This is a genomic window from Burkholderia sp. WSM2230, assembly GCF_000472445.1.
GTDB lineage: Bacteria > Pseudomonadota > Gammaproteobacteria > Burkholderiales > Burkholderiaceae > Paraburkholderia.
The window spans coordinates 134,141-153,073 of sequence record NZ_AXAJ01000004.1 but is presented as its reverse complement, the minus strand read 5'-3'; the positions used below and the strand labels follow the sequence as shown (position 1 = coordinate 153,073).

Below are 18,933 nucleotides of genomic sequence, written 5' to 3'. Positions count from 1 at the left end.
TGCGTCGTGTCTGTCAGGCGCAAGATCGTCAGGCCGCCGGCAGATGAGCGAGTTGTGCGAGTGCATCGATTGCCGTTGCGGACGCCTGAATCGCCGAGCGTCTGTGATAGAAACCGAGCGCGCGCAGACCGCCCAGTTCTTCACCGCCGCCTGCGCGTCCCGGTCCGCCATGCAGCGACATCGGCATCACATTGCCGTGGCCGGTCTGGCTGTGCTGCACGGAAGGCGACACGGCATGCACGCGGCCGTGTGAACCGGCGAGTTCGAGTGCGAGTCTGCCGAGATGCGCGTCGTCGTTCGAATAGATCGACGCGACCAGCGACCCCTGGCCGCGTCGCGCGAGGGTGACGGCATGCGCTTCGGGCAATTCGTCAGCATTGTGTGCGACGCGATACGGCGCCACGCTCGCCACGGGGCCGAACACTTCGACATCGTGCAACAGCGTCGCGCTGTCCGGATCGTTGACGACAAAAAGATGCGGCGCGACGCAGGCCCCGATGCTGGGGTTCACGTCGACAAAAGACGTGGACGAACCGTCATATGCGAGCATGCCTTCCTCGCGCAGGGCGGCGATACCTGCCAGCACGTTCTCGTACTGCGCGCGGTTGACGAGCGAGCCCATGCGTACGGCGTCGTTGCGCGGATTGCCGACGGCGACTTTGGCCAGCTTTGTTGCGAGCGCATCGATCACCGCTTCGAGCGCGGCCTCCGGTACGAATGCACGCCGGATCGCCGTGCATTTTTGCCCTGATTTCACGGTCATTTCGCGCACGACTTCGTTGACGAAAAGCTGGAACGCAGGTGTGTCCGGCGTGGCATCAGCACAGAGAATCGCGCTGTTCAAGCTGTCCGCTTCGACGTTGAGCCGTGCGCCGCGTTCGACAAAAGCCGGATGTGCGCGCAAGATCGCGGCCGTCTCAGCCGAGCCGGTGAACGACACGACATCGAATGTCTGAACCTGATCGAGCAGGCCCGCGGAGCTGCCGCAAATCACCGAGAGCGAGCCGCGGGGCAGAATGCCCGCGTCGACCACATCGGCGACCATGCGTTGCGTGAGCCATGCGGTGGCCGTGGCGGGCTTCACGATGACAGGCACGCCGGACAGCAGCGCGGGCGCCGCTTTTTCCCACAGGCCCCACGACGGAAAATTGAACGCGTTGATAAAGAGCGCGACGCCACGTGTGGGCGTCAGCACGTGCTGCGCCGCGAACGACTGGTCCTTGCTCAGCGCGCTTGCGTTGCCGTCGCGCAGCGCATGCACGTCGCCGAGCGAGGCGCCGAGTTTTGCGTAGTACGACAGCGTGAAAATGCCCCCGTCGATATCGACCGCTGAATCGTTGCGTGTTGTGCCCGAGTTCGCGAGTGCGATTGCGTAGTAGTCGTCGCGCTTCGCCTGCAGCAGTTTGACGATGTCGGCGAGGCGCGCTGCGCGCTGCGCATAGGTCAGCGCGCGCAGCGCGGCGCCCGCTTCGTCGCGGGCAAAACGGAATGCGTTCGGCAGATCGAGGCCTTCGCTCGAGACGCGCACAAGCGCTTCGCCGGTTACAGGGTCGCTCAGCGTGACGCCTTCTCCGTTGCCCGCGACCCATTCGCCGGCGACGTGGTTCTTCAATAGTTCGATCATGGCGGCACTCACGCAGCGGTAAATTCAATGACGCCTTGCGGCAGAAGATAAAGCACGAGCGCCGCGCCGTTCGCCACTGTCGGGCGATGCGCCGAGCCCGGCTCATACACGCACCAGCCCGCAGGGTGGCCGTCGAACGTGGCGCCTTCGGTGAGCGGCATGATCAGGTCGATCTCGCCGTGCGGATGAACGTGATGCGGACCGGCCATGTCCTTCATGTCGACTACGTCGACGGAGAAATCGTGCGTGTCGGGCAGCGCCTTGAAGATGCGGCCATAGCGCAGGCCGCCGGCCTCGCGGTTGCAGAGCCAGCCTTCGGCGACTCCGGCGCGGCATGCGCTGGCGATATCGCGAAACGTCGGGCTGTCCGCGGGATAGGTGCGGTTGAGCCAGTTCGCGAGTTCGGCGTTCAGTGGCCGGCCGGCCAGTTGCTCGGTGACCTGAGCGATCAACCGCTGGAATTCGGATGGGGACATGCAAGCCTCCGGACTATGCGCATGCACGTCATTGCATGTGACGCACTGCGCGGTCTCCGTGATGCCGCGCGAAAAATCGCGGCAGTCTTTGTACATGGATCAATGTTGGGCGAAAATTAACCGTTCACGGGGTGCGTGTCAAGCACTATAGTACATGTATCGTGGTTTGGGAGATATGGAACATGAACCAGAATTACACCGGCTCGCCGCCGGACGCGCCGTCGCCGCCGGTCGCCGACGGAGAAGCCGGCCGCCCGGAGCGTGCCGGCGAACGCGAAGAGCGTGATCCGTTTCTCACCGCGATGGGCGAACGCGTGCGTCTGTTGCGCGCGCGGCGCGGCATGACGCGCAAGACGCTGGCCGCTGAGACGGGCTTATCCGAGCGGCATCTTGCGAATCTGGAGTCGGGGGTCGGCAATGCGTCGGTGCTCGTGCTGCGGCAGATCGCGGCGACCTTGAACTGCCCGCTCGCTGAAGTGATCGGCGACGAAACCACTGCGTCGGCGGAATGGCTGCTCATTCGCGAACTGCTGCATGGGCGCGATCAGGCCGCGTTGCAGCGGGCACGCATGACGCTTGCCGAGATGTTCGCACAGGCGCCGCGCGACCCGCACCGCAAGGACCGGATCGCGCTGATCGGGCTGCGGGGCGCCGGCAAGTCAACGCTTGGCCGGATGCTCGCGCAGGAGCGCAAGGTGCCGTTCGTGGAACTGACGCGGGTCATCGAGCAACTCGCCGGATGCCCGCCCTCGGAGATTCATTCGCTGTACGGAGCGAGCGCTTACCGGCGCTACGAACACCGCGCGCTGGAGGCGGTCATCAACGAGCACGATCACGCGGTGATCGCGTCGCCCGGCGGGCTCGTGTCGGAATCCGGCACGTTCAACGCGCTGTTGTCGCACTGCTTTACCGTGTGGCTGCAGGCGGCGCCGGAGGAGCATATGCGGCGGGTCGTCGCGCAGGGCGATCTGCGGCCCATGTCCGGCAACAAGGAGGCAATGGACGACCTGAAGCGCATTCTGGCCGGGCGCAGCGAGCTGTATAGCCGCGCCGACATGACGTTCGACACCAGCGAGAAAACCCTGGCCGACGCCTATCTGCAACTGCGCGACCGCCTTGCCGCAAGGCTTGCGGCCGAGTCTCCCGACGAAGCGCCGGCCCGCTGAACTGCACTCGGGCATCAGGGTTTACGCGCCAACATGCATTAAAATGCTTTACATGGGTGTGACGATGCACTATTGTTCGATCAACAACTCGCATCGTCCAGTCAGGAGACGCCCATGTCCACAGCAGAAACCGCCATCGCACCGGTCGACTACCGAACCGATCCCTCGCAGTACAAGCATTGGAAGCTGAGTTTCAACGGTCCGGTCGCGACGCTCGGCATCGACATCGCGGAAGACGGCGGCATTCGCGACGGCTACAAGCTGAAGCTCAATTCATACGACCTCGGCGTCGATATCGAATTGCACGACGCGATCCAGCGCATCCGCTTCGAGCATCCGGAAGTGAAAACCGTCGTGGTGACGAGCCTGAAAGACCGCGTGTTCTGCTCGGGCGCAAACATCTTCATGCTGGGTCTTTCGTCGCATGCGTGGAAGGTCAACTTCTGCAAGTTCACTAACGAAACGCGCAACGGTCTCGAAGACTCGTCGCGTCATTCGGGACTCAAGTTTCTGGCGGCGGTGAACGGTGCGTGCGCGGGCGGCGGTTACGAACTCGCGCTCGCCTGCGACGAGATCTATCTGGTCGACGACCGTTCGTCGTCCGTATCGTTGCCGGAGGTGCCGTTGCTCGGCGTGCTGCCCGGCACTGGCGGACTCACGCGCGTGACCGACAAGCGCAAGGTGCGCCATGATCGCGCCGACATCTTTTGCACCGTGGTGGAAGGCATTCGCGGCGAGCGCGCGAAGGCATGGCGTCTCGTCGATGAAGTGGTGAAGCCGAACCAGTTCGACGCGGCCATTCAGGCCCGCGCGCTCGAACTCGCCGCGCAGAGCGATCGTCCTTCCGACGCGCAAGGTGTGAAGCTGACGCGCATAGAACGCACGGACCGCGACGACGGCCTGACGTATCAGACGCTCGACGTGACGATCGACCGCGCGAAACGCATCGCCACCTTTACTGCGAAAGCGCCACAAGCAGCACAGCCGACAACTGTCGACGCCATCGTCGCCGCCGGCGCCAACTGGTGGCCGCTGCAATTCGCGCGCGAACTCGACGACGCGATCCTCTCGATGCGCACCAACGAACTCGAAGTAGGCACGTGGGTATTTCGCACCGAAGGCGACGCGCGCAATGTGCTCGCCGTGGATGCAGTGCTGATGCAGCACAAGGATCACTGGTTCGTGCGCGAAACGATTGGCCTGTTGCGCCGCACGCTCGCGCGCATCGACGTATCGTCGCGGTCCCTTTTCGCGTTGATCGAGCCCGGCTCGTGTTTTGCCGGTACGTTCGCGGAACTCGCATTCGCCGCTGACCGCTCGTATATGGCTGCGCTGCCGAGCAATGAAGAGGAGGAGCCGGCGATCACGCTTTCGGAAGTCAACTTCGGACTCTATCCGATGGTCACGCATCAGTCGCGGCTCGCGCGCCGCTTCTATGAGGAAGCCGAACCGCTCGACGCAGTGCGTTCGCTGATCGGCCAGCAGATCAAGCCGGTCGAAGCGGAGCGTTTTGGTCTCGTGACCGCGGCGCCGGACGATATCGACTGGGCCGACGAGATTCGCATTGCACTGGAGGAACGCGCGGCCATGTCGCCGGACGCGCTGACCGGTCTCGAAGCAAATCTGCGCTTCAACGGGCCTGAAACGATGGAGACGCGCATCTTCGGCCGTCTCACCGCATGGCAGAACTGGATCTTCAACCGGCCGAACGCTGTGGGCGAGAAGGGCGCGCTCAAGGTGTACGGCAAGGGCAGCAAGGCGCAATTCGACGTCTCGCGCGTTTGACGCGCGGTCCCAGGCGACCTGCGCTTTCCCGACGCGCCTCTCACCTTCAGCATTGCAAGGAACCGACCATGTCCACCATCAACTACAGTGAAAAGATTCCGAACAACGTCAACCTCGCCGACGACCGCGCGCTGCAACGCGCGCTCGAACGATGGCAACCCAACTTCCTCTCCTGGTGGGGCGACATGGGACCGGAAGGCTCGCATGGCTACGACGTGTATCTGCGCACGGCAGTAAGCGTGGATGCGGGCGGCTGGGCGCATTTCGATCACGTGAAGATGCCGGATTATCGTTGGGGCATCTTTCTCACGCCGGGGGAGCAGGACCGCAAGATTCATTTCGGCGAGCACAAGGGCGAGGCGGCGTGGCAGGACGTGCCCGGTGAGCATCGCGCGAATCTGCGCCGCATCATCGTGACGCAAGGCGATACGGAGCCGGCTTCAGTCGAGCAGCAAAGGCACCTCGGCCTGACCGCGCCTTCCATGTACGACTTGCGCAACCTGTTTCAGGTCAACGTGGAAGAAGGCCGGCACCTGTGGGCAATGGTGTATCTGCTGCATCGCTATTTTGGACGCGATGGTCGTGAGGAAGCCGAAGCATTGCTCGGCCGCCGTTCGGGCGACGACGACAATCCCCGCATTCTGGGCGCGTTCAACGAGAAAACCCCGGACTGGCTCGCGTTCTACATGTTCACCTACTTCACGGACCGTGACGGCAAGTTCCAGCTCTCCGCGCTCGCGGAATCGGGATTCGATCCGCTCGCGCGCACCACGAAGTTCATGCTGACCGAAGAAGCGCACCATATGTTCGTCGGCGAATCGGGTGTCTCGCGCGTGATTCAGCGCACCGCGCAGGTGATGAACGAGCTCGGCACCGACGACGTCGCAAAGATTCGCGCCGCCGGCGTGATCGACTTGCCGACCATTCAGCGCTATCTGAACTTCCACTACTCGGTGACGATCGACCTGTTCGGCGCGGATCATTCGTCGAACGCTGCAACCTTCTATAGTTCGGGCCTCAAAGGCCGCTATGAGGAAAGCAAGCGCGACGACGATCATCAACTGGACGGGCAGAGCTACAAACTGCTCGACGTGCAGGACGGCAAGCTGGTGGAACGCGAAGTGCCCATGCTCAATGCAATGAACGAGGTGCTGCGCGACGATTACATCAAGGATTCGGTGGCGGGCGTTGGGCGCTGGAACAAGGTGCTCGAAAAAGCCGGCATCGACTTTCGCATGTCCGTGCCGCATAAGGCGTTCAACCGGCAGATCGGTACCTTCGCGGGCACCCGCGTGTCGCCCGACGGCCGCGTGATCAGCGAAGCGGAGTGGGCCGCCAACGAAGCGAGGTGGCTTGCCACGCCGGAAGATCGCGCATTCGTTGCTTCGCTGATGGGACGCGTAGTGGAGCCGGGCAAGTTCGCGAACTGGATTGCGCCGCCCGCGATGGGCGTGAACCGTCAGCCGGTCGATTTCGAATACGTGCGCTTTAACTGAACGCACACGAAGAAGCGCAGCGCGCAGCACGCTTCTCTAGCACTACAGGGTGGAGGCAATGATGAACGGCCCAGTGTCGATCGAGGTACTCAGGCAACATCTGATCGATCCGGAAATCTGCATTCGCTGCAATACATGCGAAGAGACCTGTCCGATCGACGCGATCACGCACGACGAAAATAATTACGTTGTGAAGGCGGATGTGTGCAACGGCTGCATGGCGTGCGTGCCGCCGTGCCCGACAGGCGCGATCGACAACTGGCGTACCGTGCTGAAGGCCGACGCGTATCCGATCGAAGAGCAATTCACGTGGGACGTGCTGCCCGAGCAGAACACGATGGCCGTGCCCGCCGCCGACGAAACGCCCGCTTCTGGGTCGGCGCGCGACGAGGCAGCGGACGCAAGCGGCATCGAAGTGGATACGGTGCGCGGTTCCGTCGTGCCGCCGTGGTCCGCGGCGAAACCGTATGTCAATCTCTATACGCACAAGGCGCCGACCACGGCGACCGTGGTCGGCAACTACCGGCTTACCGATGCATCGACACAAAGCGATATCCATCACATCGTGCTGGATTTTGGATCGATGCCTTTTCCGGTGCTGGAGGGGCAGTCGATTGGCGTGCTGCCGCCAGGCGCGACCGCCGACGGCCGTGCGCATCACGCGCGCCAGTATTCGATTGCGAGTCCGCGCGACGGCGAGCGGCCCGGCTACAACAACGTTTCGCTGACTGTGAAGCGCGTTTCGCAACGGCATGGCGACGCGCTTGACGGAGTCTGCTCGAACTATCTGTGCGACCTGAAAAAGGGCGACGTCGTGACGGTAATCGGCCCGTTTGGCGGCACCTTCCTGATGCCGAACCATCCGGACTCGCATCTGCTGATGATCTGCACAGGCACCGGCTCAGCGCCGATGCGTGCGATGACCGAGTATCGGCGGCGGCGCCGGCTGAAGGGTGCGACCGGCAAGCTGATGCTGTTCTTCGGCGCGCGGACCAAGGAAGAATTGCCATATTTCGGGCCGCTCACTAATCTGCCGAAAGATTTTATCGACACCAATCTGGCATTCTCGCGCACGCCGGGCCAGCCAAAGCGCTATGTGCAGGATGCCATGCGCGAGCGCGCGGTCGACGTTGCACACATGCTGAAGGACGACAACACGCATATCTACGTTTGCGGGTTGAAGGGCATGGAAGACGGCGTGCTGCAAGCGCTCAAGGAGATCGGCGAGCAGCATCAGATGGATTGGGACACGCTGTGGGGAAGGTTGAAGAAGGAAGGGCGCCTGCATCTGGAAACGTATTGAAGGACGCGCAGTAGCACAAAAACCCCTACCGCGAGGGATCCGCGCCTTCCTCATGCTGCGCCGCGGGCGACACTGCGCCGCACGCGCGAATCACGAGTTGCACGACTTCTTCGGTCGTCGCTTCGAACGACTTCTGCGTCAGCGCGCGCTTGCCTTTCAGCGCGCGAATCTGCGCGTCGAAGTCCGCGTAGTGCTGGGTCGTTGCCCAGATCATGTACATCAACGTGCGCGGGTTCACAGGAGCGAGCAGACCTCGTGCAATCCAGTTGTCGATCACTTTCACGCGGCTGTCGAGCCACGGCTTGACCCGCTCGGTGAGTATGTCTTCCATATGCTCCGCGCCGTGGATGATCTCGCTCGCCCAAACTTTTGAGCCGAGCGGACGCCGCCGCGACAGTTCCATTTTTGCCCGCACATAGCCGCCGATTGCCTCGACCGGGTCGTCGCTGCATTCGAAAGTATCGGCCGCGCGATGCCAGTCTTCGAACAGGTCTTCCAGCACGCGACGGTACAGCGCAAGCTTCGTCGGGAAGTAGTAATGCACGTTTGCCTTCGGTAAGCCTGCGCGCTCGGCGATCATCGCAGTGCTCGCGCCGTCCAGTCCACGTTCGGCAAAAACCGCCTCCGCACACGCCAGAAGATGTGCTTCGTTCGACTCGCGAATGTGCGCCTTGCGCCGCCGCAAAGGCGTGCGCGTTTCTTCGTTTTCGGTGATGCTCGCAATCACGTCGTCGTCTCTCATGTTCGCCTTCGGCGGCATCGGTGCCGCGTCGCGCTTCATTCTAGTCGCTCGACGCCGCGCGCACACGCGTATTTCTCACGTCATGCGCGGCCGTGCTGCAATGCAATGGCACGCTTCTCGCTCTCTTTCCGCCGGTACGAAAAGCATTGATTTGGCGGTGTTAATCGTCTACAACCTGTCCAACTGGACAGGATTGACAGAGCGGGACATGCATCAGGGTTTGCCCTTGTATCAGGAGGCAGCCGCGTGCATCGAGCTTGCACCGCCACCGTGCGGGCACGCCGCACAAAGCCGCCGCCCATGCACCAGTTTCATGTCGGTTCACCGAAAGGAGCGAGACGAATGAACGCGGTTACTGAAGCGCTGAAGAGCGCGTCGAACGAAGCTCTCATCGCAAGTGCGGAGCACGCAAAGTCGATTCGGGTCGACGGCAAGCGGCTATGGGACAGCCTGATGACGATGGCGAAGATCGGCGCAACGCCCAAAGGCGGCGTATGCCGGCTCGCGCTGACCGACCTCGACAAGGAAGGGCGCGACCTGATAGTTAGCTGGGCGAAAGAAGCGGGCTGTACGGTCAGCATCGACCAGATGGGCAATGTCTTCATGCGGCGCGCCGGGCGCAATCCGGATGCGTTGCCTGTGATGACCGGCTCGCATGCCGACTCCCAGCCGACGGGCGGCCGCTTCGACGGCATCTACGGCGTGCTGGGCGGTCTCGAAGTGATTCGCAGCCTGAACGATCACGGCATAGAAACCGAGCATCCCGTTGAAGTCGTGATCTGGACCAACGAGGAAGGCTCGCGTTTCGCTCCGGCCATGGTCGCGTCCGGCGTGTTCGCGGGCGTGTTTCCTCTCGAGTATGGTTTGTCGCGCAAGGATGTGGACGGCAAGACGATCGGCGAGGAGTTGCAGCGCATTGGCTATGCGGGCGACGTGCCATGCGGCGGTCGCCGGTTGCATGCGGCGTTCGAGCTGCATATCGAGCAGGGGCCGATTCTCGAAGCCGAGCAGAAAACCATTGGCGTGGTCACGGATGCGCAAGGCCAGCGCTGGTACGAAATCACGTTGACGGGGCAGGAAGCGCACGCAGGTCCTACGCCAATGCCACGACGGCGCGATGCGTTGCTCGGCGCCGCGCGCGTCGTCGACCTCGTCAATCGCATCGGACTCGACCACGCGCCGCTCGCGTGCGCGACGGTCGGCATGATGCAGGTGCATCCGAATTCGCGCAACGTGATTCCGGGCCGCGTGTTCTTTACCGTCGACTTCCGTCATCCCGACGATGCCGTGCTCGCGAAAATGGATGAAGCGTTGCGCGAGGGCGTCGCGCGCATTGCGGGCGGCATTGGCCTCCAAACCGAACTCGAACAGATCTTTTACTACGCGCCGGTTGCGTTCGACGAAGCCTGCGTGAAGTCCGTGCGCGCGGCGGCCGAGCGCTTCGGTTACTCGCATCGCAACATGGTGTCCGGCGCGGGGCACGACGCATGTTATCTCGCGCAGGTCGCGCCCACTTCGATGGTGTTCGTGCCTTGCGTGGACGGCATCAGCCACAACGAAATCGAGGACGCCACCTTCGAATGGATCGAGGCGGGCGCGAACGTCCTGCTGCACGCCATGCTCGAGCGCGCGTGCGAGCCGGTTTCATAGTAGATCCGTCTTTAGCTGCCTGAGTGCTTTAGCCGCTTCACCGCAGTGCCAGAAAATGCCGTGCGGGCCTCGTTCACGCGAGAGCCCACAGGCACGGCTGCGTCCTCACATCGACAGAAGGAACGTGTATGGCCATCAAGCAAACCGGCGATATCGCCGCGCAGCGCCTGTCGCCCGAACAGCTCGCCTGCGAGTTCTCCGACATTGCACCGTTGCTCGACGCGAGTGCCGCCGCCGCGGCAGCGAGCCGCTGCCACTATTGCTATGACGCGCCGTGTGTTAGCGCGTGCCCGACGCAGATCGACATTCCCGGCTTTATCCGCAAGATCGGCAACGGCAACCTGAAGGGCGCGGCCGTGGATATCCTGTCGGCTAATCCGCTCGGCGGCATGTGCGCGCGAGTATGCCCGACCGAGGTTCTTTGCGAAGGCGCTTGCGTGCGCAACCATCAGGACGCAAAGCCGGTAGCCATCGGCGCGCTGCAACGCCATGCAACCGATTGGGCGATGGCGCGCAGTGAAGCGCTATTCGCGCGCGCGCCCGCGACAGGCCGGCATGTTGCCGTGATCGGCGCGGGCCCGGCGGGACTTTCGTGCGCGCATCGCCTCGCGCTTGCCGGACACGACGTGACGATCTTCGACGCTCACGAGAAGGCCGGCGGCCTCAACGAATACGGCATTGCAGCCTATAAAACCGTCGACGACTTCGCGCAGCGCGAGGTGCAGTGGCTATGCTCGGTCGGCGGGATCGAGATCAGGCATGGTGTTGCGCTCGGCCGCGACGTGGAACTGGGTGCACTGCGCAAGCAATATGACGCTGTGTTTCTCGCAATCGGCCTTGCCGGCGTGCGCGAACTCGCGATGGCGGGCGAGGATCTGGCCGGCGTGATGAACGCAGTCGATTTTATCGAAGCGATTCGCAGCGCGCGCGACTTCGGCAGCGTGCCGGTAGGCCGCCGCGTCGTCGTGATCGGCGGCGGTAATACGGCGGTGGACGCGGCGGTGCAAAGCCGCAAGCTCGGTGCGACGCAGGTGACGATGGTGTATCGGCGCGGCGTCGAATCGATGAGCGCGACGTGGGCGGAGCGCGAGTTCGCGCAGACCAATGGCGTCACGCTCGTCACGCACGCAACGCCTGTGCGTTTGCTCGGTGCGGGCGGCGTGGTGACCGGCGTGGAGTTCGAGCGAACGTTGAGCACGGGCGACGCCGAGCGCTTTGTGATCGAAGCAGACATGGTGCTGAAGGCAATCGGTCAGACGCTCGTCGCGGTTGGCATAGATCGCGAACTGCTGACGCTCGACGGCAGCCGCATCGCCGTCGATGCAAACGGGCAGACGTCGCTCGCCAATGTGTGGGCGGGCGGCGATTGCGCGGCTACGGATGGCATCGATCTGACGGTGCAGGCCGTGCAGGACGGCAAGCTCGCCGCCGACGCCATTCATGCGCAGTTTGCGCGCACCGACATGAAGGCCGCGTAGCGCGAACTACCGCTCGCGCCCAGTCACATAAAAACAGCCGTCCCCAAGGAGCCGAACATGGCCGATCTGCGCTGTACGATTGCCGGCATTACATCGCCGAATCCTTTCTGGCTCGCTTCCGCGCCGCCGACCGACAAAGCCTATAACGTGAACCGCGCGTTCGAAGCGGGCTGGGGCGGCGTGGTGTGGAAGACGCTCGGCCTCGACCCGCACGTGGTCAACGTGAGCTCGCGCTACGGCGCGGTGCAATGGAACGGCCAGCGTGTTGCGGGGCTCAATAACATCGAGCTGATTACCGATCGTCCGCTCGAAGTGAATCTGCGCGAGATAGCGCAAGTGAAACGCGACTGGCCCGAGCGCGCGATGATCGTGTCGCTGATGGTGCCGTGCAACGAGCGCGACTGGAAATGGATACTGCCGCTCGTCGAAGACACCGGCGCCGATGCGGTGGAATTGAACTTTGGCTGTCCGCACGGCATGAGCGAGCGAGGAATGGGCTCGGCGGTCGGCCAGGTTCCCGAGTACATCGAAATGGTCACGCGCTGGGTGAAGGAAGGCACGAGCCTGCCGTGCCTCGTGAAACTTACGCCGAACATTACCGACATCCGCCTCGGTTCGCGTGCTGCGTACAAGGGCGGCGCGGACGGCGTGTCGTTGATCAACACGATCAACTCGATTGTCGCCGTCGATCTGGACGCCATGTCGCCGCTGCCGATGGTCGACGGCAAGGGCACGCATGGAGGCTATTGCGGCCCGGCGGTGAAGCCGATCGCGCTTAATATGGTCGCCGAAATCGCACGCGACGAACAGACGCCGAACCTCCCGATATCGGGCATAGGCGGCATTTCCACGTGGCGCGATGCGGCCGAATTCATGGTACTCGGCGCGGGCAGCGTGCAGGTTTGCACGGCGGCAATGCACTACGGCTTTCGCATCGTGACGGATCTCGCGGACGGCCTGTCCAACTGGATGGATGAAAAAGGCTACGCGACACTCGACGATATTCGCGGCCGCGCAGTACCCAACGTCACCGACTGGAAGTATCTGAACCTCAACTACAGCATCAAGGCGCGCATCGATCAGGACAAGTGCATTCAATGCGGGCTGTGTCATATCGCGTGCGAAGACACTGCGCACCAGGCGATCATGAAAGAAAAAGATGGCGTCCGGCATTTTGAAGTGATGGACTCCGAATGTGTGGGCTGCAATCTGTGCATGCACGTGTGCCCCGTCGAGCAATGCATCACGATGGAGCGCGTGGATAACGGCGAATACGCGAACTGGACCACCCATCCGAACAATCCGGCGCGCGTGAATGCCGCACAGAGCAACGCACATGAAGCGCGCACAGGCGAGGAGCCGGCGCACGCAGCGAAGGCGGCCTGAAACAGGGGCTTTTTTATCATCGTGCAGCGCTTGCGCATGAGCCGTGTTTCCCTTTAACGCCCGACGCGCCAACAGAAACCGCGCGGGCTTCAACGATCAAGTGGAGATCTTTCGATGAAGCAGACCGCGCAATCCGCCGATCCGCAATTCGCGGCCGGCGCGCAGGGCAGCAGTCTTTACAACGACGACCTCGCGCCGACCGGCACCGCGCAGCGCACATGGCGCTGGTATCACTTCGCCGCGCTGTGGGTCGGCATGGTGATGAACATTGCGTCATACATGCTTGCCGCCGGTTTGACCGAACAGGGCATGTCGCCGTGGCAAGCGGTAGTGACCGTGCTGCTCGGCAATCTGATCGTGCTCGTGCCGATGCTGCTGATCGGCCACGCGGGCGCAAAGCACGGTATTCCGTATGCGGTGCTGGTGCGTTCGTCGTTCGGCACCCAGGGCGCCAAGCTGCCTGCAATGCTGCGCGCCATCGTGGCATGCGGCTGGTACGGCATTCAAACCTGGCTCGGCGGCAGCGCGATCTATACGCTGCTGAATATTCTGACCGGCAACGCGCTGCATGGCGCGGCCTTGCCGTTTATCGACATTTCCATTGGACAGCTCGCCTGTTTTCTGGTGTTCTGGGCGCTGCAGATCTACTTCATCGTGCACGGCACGGATTCCATCCGCTGGCTCGAAAGCTGGTCGGCGCCGATCAAGATCGTGATGTGCATTGCGCTCGTGTGGTGGGCGACGTCGAAGGCGGGCGGTCTCGGCTCGATGCTTTCGGCACCGTCGCAGTTCGTGCCCGGCGGCAAGAAAGAGGGGATGTTCTGGGCCACCTTCTGGCCCGGCCTCACGGCGATGGTCGGGTTCTGGGCCACGCTTGCGCTGAACATTCCTGACTTCACACGCTTTGCGAGGACGCAGCGCGACCAGATGGTCGGTCAGTCGATTGGCTTGCCGGTGCCGATGGCTCTGCTCTCGGTGATCTCCGTCGTCGTGACCTCGGCGACGGTGGTGATCTACGGCAAGGCGATCTGGGACCCGATCGATCTGACGAGCCGCATGACGGGCACCGGCGTCGGCCTTGCGCTCGTTATCCTCACGCTCGACACGATGTGCTGCAATCTGGCCGCGAATCTCGTCGGTCCCGCCTATGATTTTTCGAGCCTGTGGCCAAAGGGCATTTCGTATCGCGCCGGCGGCATGATTACGGCGACGATCGCGATCGTCATGATGCCGTGGAAGATTCTCGCGACCACGCAGGGCTACATCTTCACGTGGCTCGTCGGCTATTCGGCGCTTCTGGGTCCGGTGGCGGGCATTCTGATGGTCGACTATTTCCTGATTCGCGGCACGCGCCTCGATCCGCGTGAACTCTTCGACGAGCGCGGCGAATACAGCTACACGGGCGGCTGGAATATCGGCGCGGTGGTTGCGCTCGTGATCGGCGTGTTGCCGAATCTGCCTGGTTTTCTGCACACAGCCTTTCCGGCTTCGTTTGCCAACGTGCCGTCGATCTTCAATACGCTCTATACCTATGCATGGTTTGTCGGGCTTGCATTGGCGTCCATCGTCTATAGCGCATGGATGAAGCTCAGCAAGGGACCGAGCGCGCGCGTGGCGAGCGCGTAAAAAAACAGCGTACGTGGCAGCGAAATACGCAAGTTCATAAGGAGGCGGAACATGACGACCCTGATTCGCGGCGGCACGATTATCGATGCGGAAAACACCTATCGTGCCGACGTGTTATGTGCCGGCCCGCAAGACGGTGGCACGATCCTGCAGATCGGCGCGGACCTCGCGGCCCCGGCGGGCGCGGCGATAGTCGATGCGGGCGGCCAGTACGTGATGCCGGGCGGTATCGATCCGCATACGCATATGGAGCTGCCGTTCATGGGTACCACGGCGAGCGACGATTTCTATACCGGCACGGCAGCAGGATTGTCGGGCGGCACGACGAGCATTATCGACTTTGTGATTCCCAGTCCTAAGCAAAGCCTGATGGAAGCGTTCAAAGAGTGGCGCGGCTGGGCAGAGAAAGCGTCGGCGGATTATGGCTTTCATGTGGCCGTTACCTGGTGGGACGATTCGGTGTATCGCGACATGGGCACGCTCGTGCACGAGCACGGCGTGTCGAGCTTCAAGCACTTCATGGCCTACAAGAACGCGATCATGGCCGACGACGAAGTGCTGGTGAACAGCTTTTCGCGCTCGCTCGAACTCGGCGCGCTGCCCACCGTGCATGCGGAAAACGGCGAGCTGGTGTTTCAGTTGCAGCGACAGTTGCTGGCGAAGGGCTTTACCGGTCCGGAGGCGCATCCATTGTCGCGGCCACCGGAGGTGGAAGGCGAGGCCGCCAATCGCGCGATTCGCATTGCGCAGGTGCTGGGCGTGCCTGTGTACATCGTGCACGTGTCCGCGAAAGACGCGGTCGACGCAATCTCCCGCGCGCGCAGCGAAGGGCTGCGCGTGTTCGGCGAGGTGCTGCCGGGGCACCTGGTGATAGACGAAGCCGTGTATCGCGATCCCGACTGGACGCGCGCGGCCGCCCATGTGATGAGCCCGCCGTTTCGCTCGGCCGAACATCGCGAGGCACTCTGGCGTGGTTTGCAGGCCGGGCAACTGCATACCACGGCAACCGATCATTGCGTATTCTGCGCATCGCAAAAAGCGATGGGCCGCGAAGACTTCACGAAGATCCCGAACGGCTGCGGCGGAGTGGAAGATCGCATGGCCGTTCTATGGCATCACGGCGTGAACTCCGGGCGTCTCACGCCGAATGAGTTCGTGCGCATTACGTCGACGAACGCGGCGCAAATCTTCAACCTGTACCCACGCAAAGGCGCGATACACGTGGGCGCCGATGCTGACATCGTCGTGTGGGACCCGAATGCCAGCAAGACCATTTCGGTGAAGACGCATCATCAGAAAGTGGATTTCAACGTATTCGAAGGGATGACCGTGCAGGGCGTGGCGATGCATACGCTCACGCGTGGTGCGCTTGCCTGGACCAATGGCGATTTGCGCGCGGTGCGAGGCGCGGGCCAGTATCAGAAGCGTCCGCCTAACGCGGCTTACTTCGATGCGATCCGCGTGTGCAACAAGCTGAAAGAGCCGCATCCCGTCGAGCGGTAGAGGCCTGGAATTTGCAACACGCGGCGCGGGCGCGCAAAGCCCGCGCCGCGTTTCTCATGCTGCTGCGCATTCGCCGCGGCACGCCCGTCTCGCGTTTTCCCCGATGGCGCCCGCCCATGTTCCATGTTGCGATGCATGCCGCGTCGTCACATCTGCTGTAGAGTTGAAATTCATGCGATGACGAACGCCATAGCTGCGGCTTAGCACGCATGCGCATATGAATTGGAAACCTGATCCTTTGTAAAAAGGCAAGCCGTTTGCTACAGTCCGCCCACTCCGCCGGGCGAGCTCGCCTGCGGGACTGCCAACACAAGACCAGGCATACGGCCTGGCCACTTTAGGGAGCCTCTCATGAAGTCGATTCGTTCCATTCTGCTGGTTGCGCTGTTGCATGCGCTCGCCGTGAGCCCTGTCTTCGCAGCCGATGACTTCGCGCAGATCAAGTCCTCGGGCGTGTTCCGGATCGGCACCGAAGGCACCTATGCGCCGTTCACGTACCACGACGAATCGGGCAAGCTGACCGGCTTCGACGTGGAGATCGGCACGCAGATCGCGCAGCGGCTCGGCGTCAAGCCGCAATTCGTCGAAGGCAAATGGGACGGCCTGATCGCGGGGCTCGACGTGAACCGCTATGACGCGGTGATCAATGAAGTCGCGGTCACGGACGCGCGCAAAGTGAAATACGATTTCTCCGATCCGTACATCACGTCGCACGCGGCGCTGATAGTGCGCTCGGACAACAACACGATCAAGACTTTCGACGACCTGAAAGGCAAGAAGTCGGCCAATACGCTGACCAGCAACTTCGGCAAGATCGCCGCGTCGCATGGCGCCGAAGTGATTCCGGTGCAGGGCTTTAACGAGTCGATCGACCTGTTGACCGCGGGCCGAGTGGATGCAACGGTCAACGATTCGCTGTCGTTCCTCGACTTCAAGAAGCACAAGCCGGATGCAAAGGTGAAGATCGCCGCACTGGATACCTCGGCGCAAAGCAGTGACAAGTCCGCTGTGCTGATTCGCAAGGGCAGCCCTGAACTCGTTGCGGCGATCAACAAGGCGCTTGCCGATATGAAGAAAGACGGCACGTACGCGAAGATTTCGCAGAAGTACTTCGGCAAGGACGTCTCCCAGTAAACGCCTTTCGCGAGACTGAATCATGCCGGCATGGTTGCATCTGATGGCGCAGTCGCTGTGGCCCCTGCTGTATGCGGGGCTCGTGTTCACGGTGCCGCTTACGCTGGCGTCGTTCGCTATCGGGCTCGCTCTCGCGTTCATTGTCGCGCTTGTGCGGCTTTTCGGGCCGAAGTGGGCGGTGGCGGCCGTGCGTTTCTACGTGTGGCTCTTTCGTGGCTCACCGTTGCTCGTGCAACTATTCGTGATCTTCTACGGCTTGCCGAACGTCGGCATCGTGCTCGATCCGTTGACCGCGGCGATCATTGGTTTTTCGCTGAACGTGGGCGCGTATAACTCCGAGGTGATACGCGGTGTGATCGAGTCGATTCCGAAAGGACAGTGGGAAGCCGCGTATTCGATGGGCATGACGCGCGAGCAGGCGCTGCGTCGAGCGATTCTCCCGCAAGCGGCGCGCGTCGCGTTGCCGCCGTTGTCCAACTCGTTCATCGCGCTCGTGAAGGACACGTCGCTCGCTGCGGTGCTGACCGTGCCGGAGGTGTTCCAGGCCGCGCAGAGAATTGCTTCGGTCACCTACGAACCTTTGATTCTATATACCGAGGCCGCGCTGGTGTATCTGCTGTTCAGCTCGGTGCTGTCGTCTGCGCAGGTGAGGCTGGAGCGCAAATTCGGCCGTCATGCACTCTTTCAGGCGGGCAACTGATGATCCGACTGGAAAAAATCGACAAGTACTTTTCCGGGCACCGCGTGCTCAATTCGGTCGATCTGCAACTCGCTCAGGGCAACGTAACCGCGCTCATCGGCCCCTCGGGCAGCGGCAAGAGCACGCTGCTGCGCTGCGTGAACCTGCTCGAGATTCCCGAGGCCGGTTCGCTCGAAATCGGCGATCAGAAGCTTACGTTCAGTCCAGACGAGCGGCCGTCGCGCGAAACGGTGCTGACCATCCGGCGCCGCACCGGCATGGTGTTTCAGAACTTCCAGCTGTTTCCGCATCTGACGGTGCGTCAGAACGTGATGGAAGGGCTGCTGACCGTGCTCAAGTGGGACAAGGAAAAGGCGCGCGCTCGCGCCGACGAACTGCTCGAGAAAGTCGGCATCGCGCACAAGGGCGATGCGTGGCCCGTCACGCTCTCGGGCGGACAGCAGCAGCGCGTGGCGATTGCCCGTGCGTTGGCGCCGTCGCCGGAAGTATTGCTGTGCGACGAACCCACCTCCGCGCTCGATCCCGGCCTCGCCGCCGAAGTGGTGGAGGTGCTCAAGCAGCTCGCGAGCGAAGGCATGACCATGCTGATGGCGACGCACGATTTGCGGCTCGCGGCGACCATCGCGCGCGACGTGGTGTTTCTGAACAACGGCGTGGTGGTGGAGGCGGGCCCGTCGCGCGATGTCTTCATGCGGCCGCAGCAGGAGGAAACCGCGCGTTTTGTGTCGACGCTCACGCACAGTTTGCCTGATGCGTGGACTGAGTGAAGCGGATTCATCGGGCATAGTGCCTGGTGAGAAGAGCCGCTCGGGTATGCGGTAAAAGAGAGGGGCGCCCTGTGAACTGCACAGAGCGCCCCTTCTT

At 62.5% G+C, this 18,933-nt stretch carries 15 protein-coding genes; 12 read left to right on the top strand and 3 right to left on the bottom strand.

Annotated elements, in window-relative coordinates; all coding sequences use genetic code 11:
* Positions 1-28 precede the first annotated feature (28 nt).
* Together A3AC_RS0110870 and A3AC_RS0110865 are read right to left on the bottom strand one after the other, a co-directional pair.
* Positions 29-1,624: a 3,4-dehydroadipyl-CoA semialdehyde dehydrogenase gene (locus A3AC_RS0110870; protein WP_025598848.1), complete on the bottom strand. Its 1,596-nt coding sequence runs from the start codon at positions 1,622-1,624 to the stop codon at positions 29-31.
* Between the two features lie 8 nt (positions 1,625-1,632).
* Complete coding sequence (locus tag A3AC_RS0110865) at positions 1,633-2,100, bottom strand: DUF4863 family protein (RefSeq protein ID WP_025598847.1); 468 nt, start codon at positions 2,098-2,100, stop codon at positions 1,633-1,635.
* A gap of 182 nt (positions 2,101-2,282) precedes the next feature.
* On the opposite strand from A3AC_RS0110865, the gene A3AC_RS0110860 reads away from it, so the two are divergent.
* From A3AC_RS0110860 to boxA, 4 genes are all read left to right on the top strand, one after another.
* Positions 2,283-3,266, top strand: a complete 984-nt coding sequence (locus A3AC_RS0110860; RefSeq protein ID WP_025598846.1) for a helix-turn-helix transcriptional regulator — start codon at positions 2,283-2,285, stop codon at positions 3,264-3,266.
* A 114-nt stretch (positions 3,267-3,380) separates the two neighbouring features.
* Positions 3,381-5,051 carry a 2,3-epoxybenzoyl-CoA dihydrolase gene (boxC, locus tag A3AC_RS0110855; protein ID WP_025598845.1) on the top strand — a complete coding sequence of 557 codons (1,671 nt, stop codon included), beginning with the start codon at positions 3,381-3,383 and terminating at the stop codon, positions 5,049-5,051.
* Between the two features lie 68 nt (positions 5,052-5,119).
* Positions 5,120-6,547 carry a benzoyl-CoA 2,3-epoxidase subunit BoxB gene (gene boxB, locus A3AC_RS0110850; protein WP_025598844.1) on the top strand — a complete coding sequence of 476 codons (1,428 nt, stop codon included), beginning with the start codon at positions 5,120-5,122 and terminating at the stop codon, positions 6,545-6,547.
* 61 nt (positions 6,548-6,608) lie between these two features.
* Positions 6,609-7,850: a benzoyl-CoA 2,3-epoxidase subunit BoxA gene (gene boxA / locus A3AC_RS0110845; protein WP_025598843.1), complete on the top strand. Its 1,242-nt coding sequence runs from the start codon at positions 6,609-6,611 to the stop codon at positions 7,848-7,850.
* Positions 7,851-7,875: 25 nt separating this feature from the next.
* On the opposite strand, the gene A3AC_RS0110840 is transcribed toward boxA, so the two are convergent.
* Positions 7,876-8,592, bottom strand: coding sequence for a TetR/AcrR family transcriptional regulator (locus tag A3AC_RS0110840; RefSeq protein ID WP_025598842.1), 717 nt, complete (start codon positions 8,590-8,592; stop codon positions 7,876-7,878).
* A gap of 342 nt (positions 8,593-8,934) precedes the next feature.
* Between A3AC_RS0110840 and A3AC_RS0110835 the strand changes: the two genes are divergently transcribed.
* The 8 genes from A3AC_RS0110835 to A3AC_RS0110795 all read left to right on the top strand — a co-directional run bounded on the left by A3AC_RS0110835 (position 8,935) and on the right by A3AC_RS0110795 (position 18,836).
* Positions 8,935-10,242 carry a Zn-dependent hydrolase gene (locus A3AC_RS0110835; RefSeq protein WP_025598841.1) on the top strand — a complete coding sequence of 436 codons (1,308 nt, stop codon included), beginning with the start codon at positions 8,935-8,937 and terminating at the stop codon, positions 10,240-10,242.
* Between the two features lie 128 nt (positions 10,243-10,370).
* Positions 10,371-11,720 (top strand): NAD(P)-dependent oxidoreductase, encoded by a 1,350-nt coding sequence (locus A3AC_RS0110830; RefSeq protein ID WP_025598840.1) that lies wholly within the window; start codon positions 10,371-10,373, stop codon positions 11,718-11,720.
* 57 nt (positions 11,721-11,777) lie between these two features.
* Positions 11,778-13,106: an NAD-dependent dihydropyrimidine dehydrogenase subunit PreA gene (gene preA / locus A3AC_RS0110825; protein ID WP_025598839.1), complete on the top strand. Its 1,329-nt coding sequence runs from the start codon at positions 11,778-11,780 to the stop codon at positions 13,104-13,106.
* 114 nt (positions 13,107-13,220) lie between these two features.
* Positions 13,221-14,732 (top strand): NCS1 family nucleobase:cation symporter-1, encoded by a 1,512-nt coding sequence (locus tag A3AC_RS0110820; protein ID WP_025598838.1) that lies wholly within the window; start codon positions 13,221-13,223, stop codon positions 14,730-14,732.
* A gap of 51 nt (positions 14,733-14,783) precedes the next feature.
* Positions 14,784-16,235 carry a dihydropyrimidinase gene (hydA, locus tag A3AC_RS0110815; RefSeq protein WP_025598837.1) on the top strand — a complete coding sequence of 484 codons (1,452 nt, stop codon included), beginning with the start codon at positions 14,784-14,786 and terminating at the stop codon, positions 16,233-16,235.
* Between the two features lie 351 nt (positions 16,236-16,586).
* Positions 16,587-17,369, top strand: a complete 783-nt coding sequence (locus A3AC_RS0110805) for an amino acid ABC transporter substrate-binding protein (protein WP_025598836.1) — start codon at positions 16,587-16,589, stop codon at positions 17,367-17,369.
* A gap of 22 nt (positions 17,370-17,391) precedes the next feature.
* Positions 17,392-18,069 (top strand): amino acid ABC transporter permease, encoded by a 678-nt coding sequence (locus tag A3AC_RS0110800; RefSeq protein ID WP_013338679.1) that lies wholly within the window; start codon positions 17,392-17,394, stop codon positions 18,067-18,069.
* Positions 18,069-18,836 carry an amino acid ABC transporter ATP-binding protein gene (locus A3AC_RS0110795; protein ID WP_025598835.1) on the top strand — a complete coding sequence of 256 codons (768 nt, stop codon included), beginning with the start codon at positions 18,069-18,071 and terminating at the stop codon, positions 18,834-18,836. The genes A3AC_RS0110800 and A3AC_RS0110795 overlap by 1 nt, the downstream gene beginning before the upstream one ends.
* The last annotated feature ends 97 nt before the right edge of the window (positions 18,837-18,933 follow it).

What these genes read in the sequence shown, in the direction of transcription:
- A3AC_RS0110840 (WP_025598842.1), bottom strand. Translation starts at nt 8,592, where the DNA reads ATGAGAGACGACGACGTGATTGCGAGCATCACCGAAAACGAAGAAACG.
- A3AC_RS0110835 (WP_025598841.1), top strand. Translation starts at nt 8,935, where the DNA reads ATGAACGCGGTTACTGAAGCGCTGAAGAGCGCGTCGAACGAAGCTCTC.
- A3AC_RS0110860 (WP_025598846.1), top strand. Translation starts at nt 2,283, where the DNA reads ATGAACCAGAATTACACCGGCTCGCCGCCGGACGCGCCGTCGCCGCCG.
- boxA (WP_025598843.1), top strand. Translation starts at nt 6,609, where the DNA reads ATGAACGGCCCAGTGTCGATCGAGGTACTCAGGCAACATCTGATCGAT.
- A3AC_RS0110800 (WP_013338679.1), top strand. Translation starts at nt 17,392, where the DNA reads ATGCCGGCATGGTTGCATCTGATGGCGCAGTCGCTGTGGCCCCTGCTG.
- A3AC_RS0110820 (WP_025598838.1), top strand. Translation starts at nt 13,221, where the DNA reads ATGAAGCAGACCGCGCAATCCGCCGATCCGCAATTCGCGGCCGGCGCG.
- boxC (WP_025598845.1), top strand. Translation starts at nt 3,381, where the DNA reads ATGTCCACAGCAGAAACCGCCATCGCACCGGTCGACTACCGAACCGAT.
- A3AC_RS0110795 (WP_025598835.1), top strand. Translation starts at nt 18,069, where the DNA reads ATGATCCGACTGGAAAAAATCGACAAGTACTTTTCCGGGCACCGCGTG.
- boxB (WP_025598844.1), top strand. Translation starts at nt 5,120, where the DNA reads ATGTCCACCATCAACTACAGTGAAAAGATTCCGAACAACGTCAACCTC.
- preA (WP_025598839.1), top strand. Translation starts at nt 11,778, where the DNA reads ATGGCCGATCTGCGCTGTACGATTGCCGGCATTACATCGCCGAATCCT.
- A3AC_RS0110805 (WP_025598836.1), top strand. Translation starts at nt 16,587, where the DNA reads ATGAAGTCGATTCGTTCCATTCTGCTGGTTGCGCTGTTGCATGCGCTC.
- A3AC_RS0110870 (WP_025598848.1), bottom strand. Translation starts at nt 1,624, where the DNA reads ATGATCGAACTATTGAAGAACCACGTCGCCGGCGAATGGGTCGCGGGC.
- A3AC_RS0110865 (WP_025598847.1), bottom strand. Translation starts at nt 2,100, where the DNA reads ATGTCCCCATCCGAATTCCAGCGGTTGATCGCTCAGGTCACCGAGCAA.
- hydA (WP_025598837.1), top strand. Translation starts at nt 14,784, where the DNA reads ATGACGACCCTGATTCGCGGCGGCACGATTATCGATGCGGAAAACACC.
- A3AC_RS0110830 (WP_025598840.1), top strand. Translation starts at nt 10,371, where the DNA reads ATGGCCATCAAGCAAACCGGCGATATCGCCGCGCAGCGCCTGTCGCCC.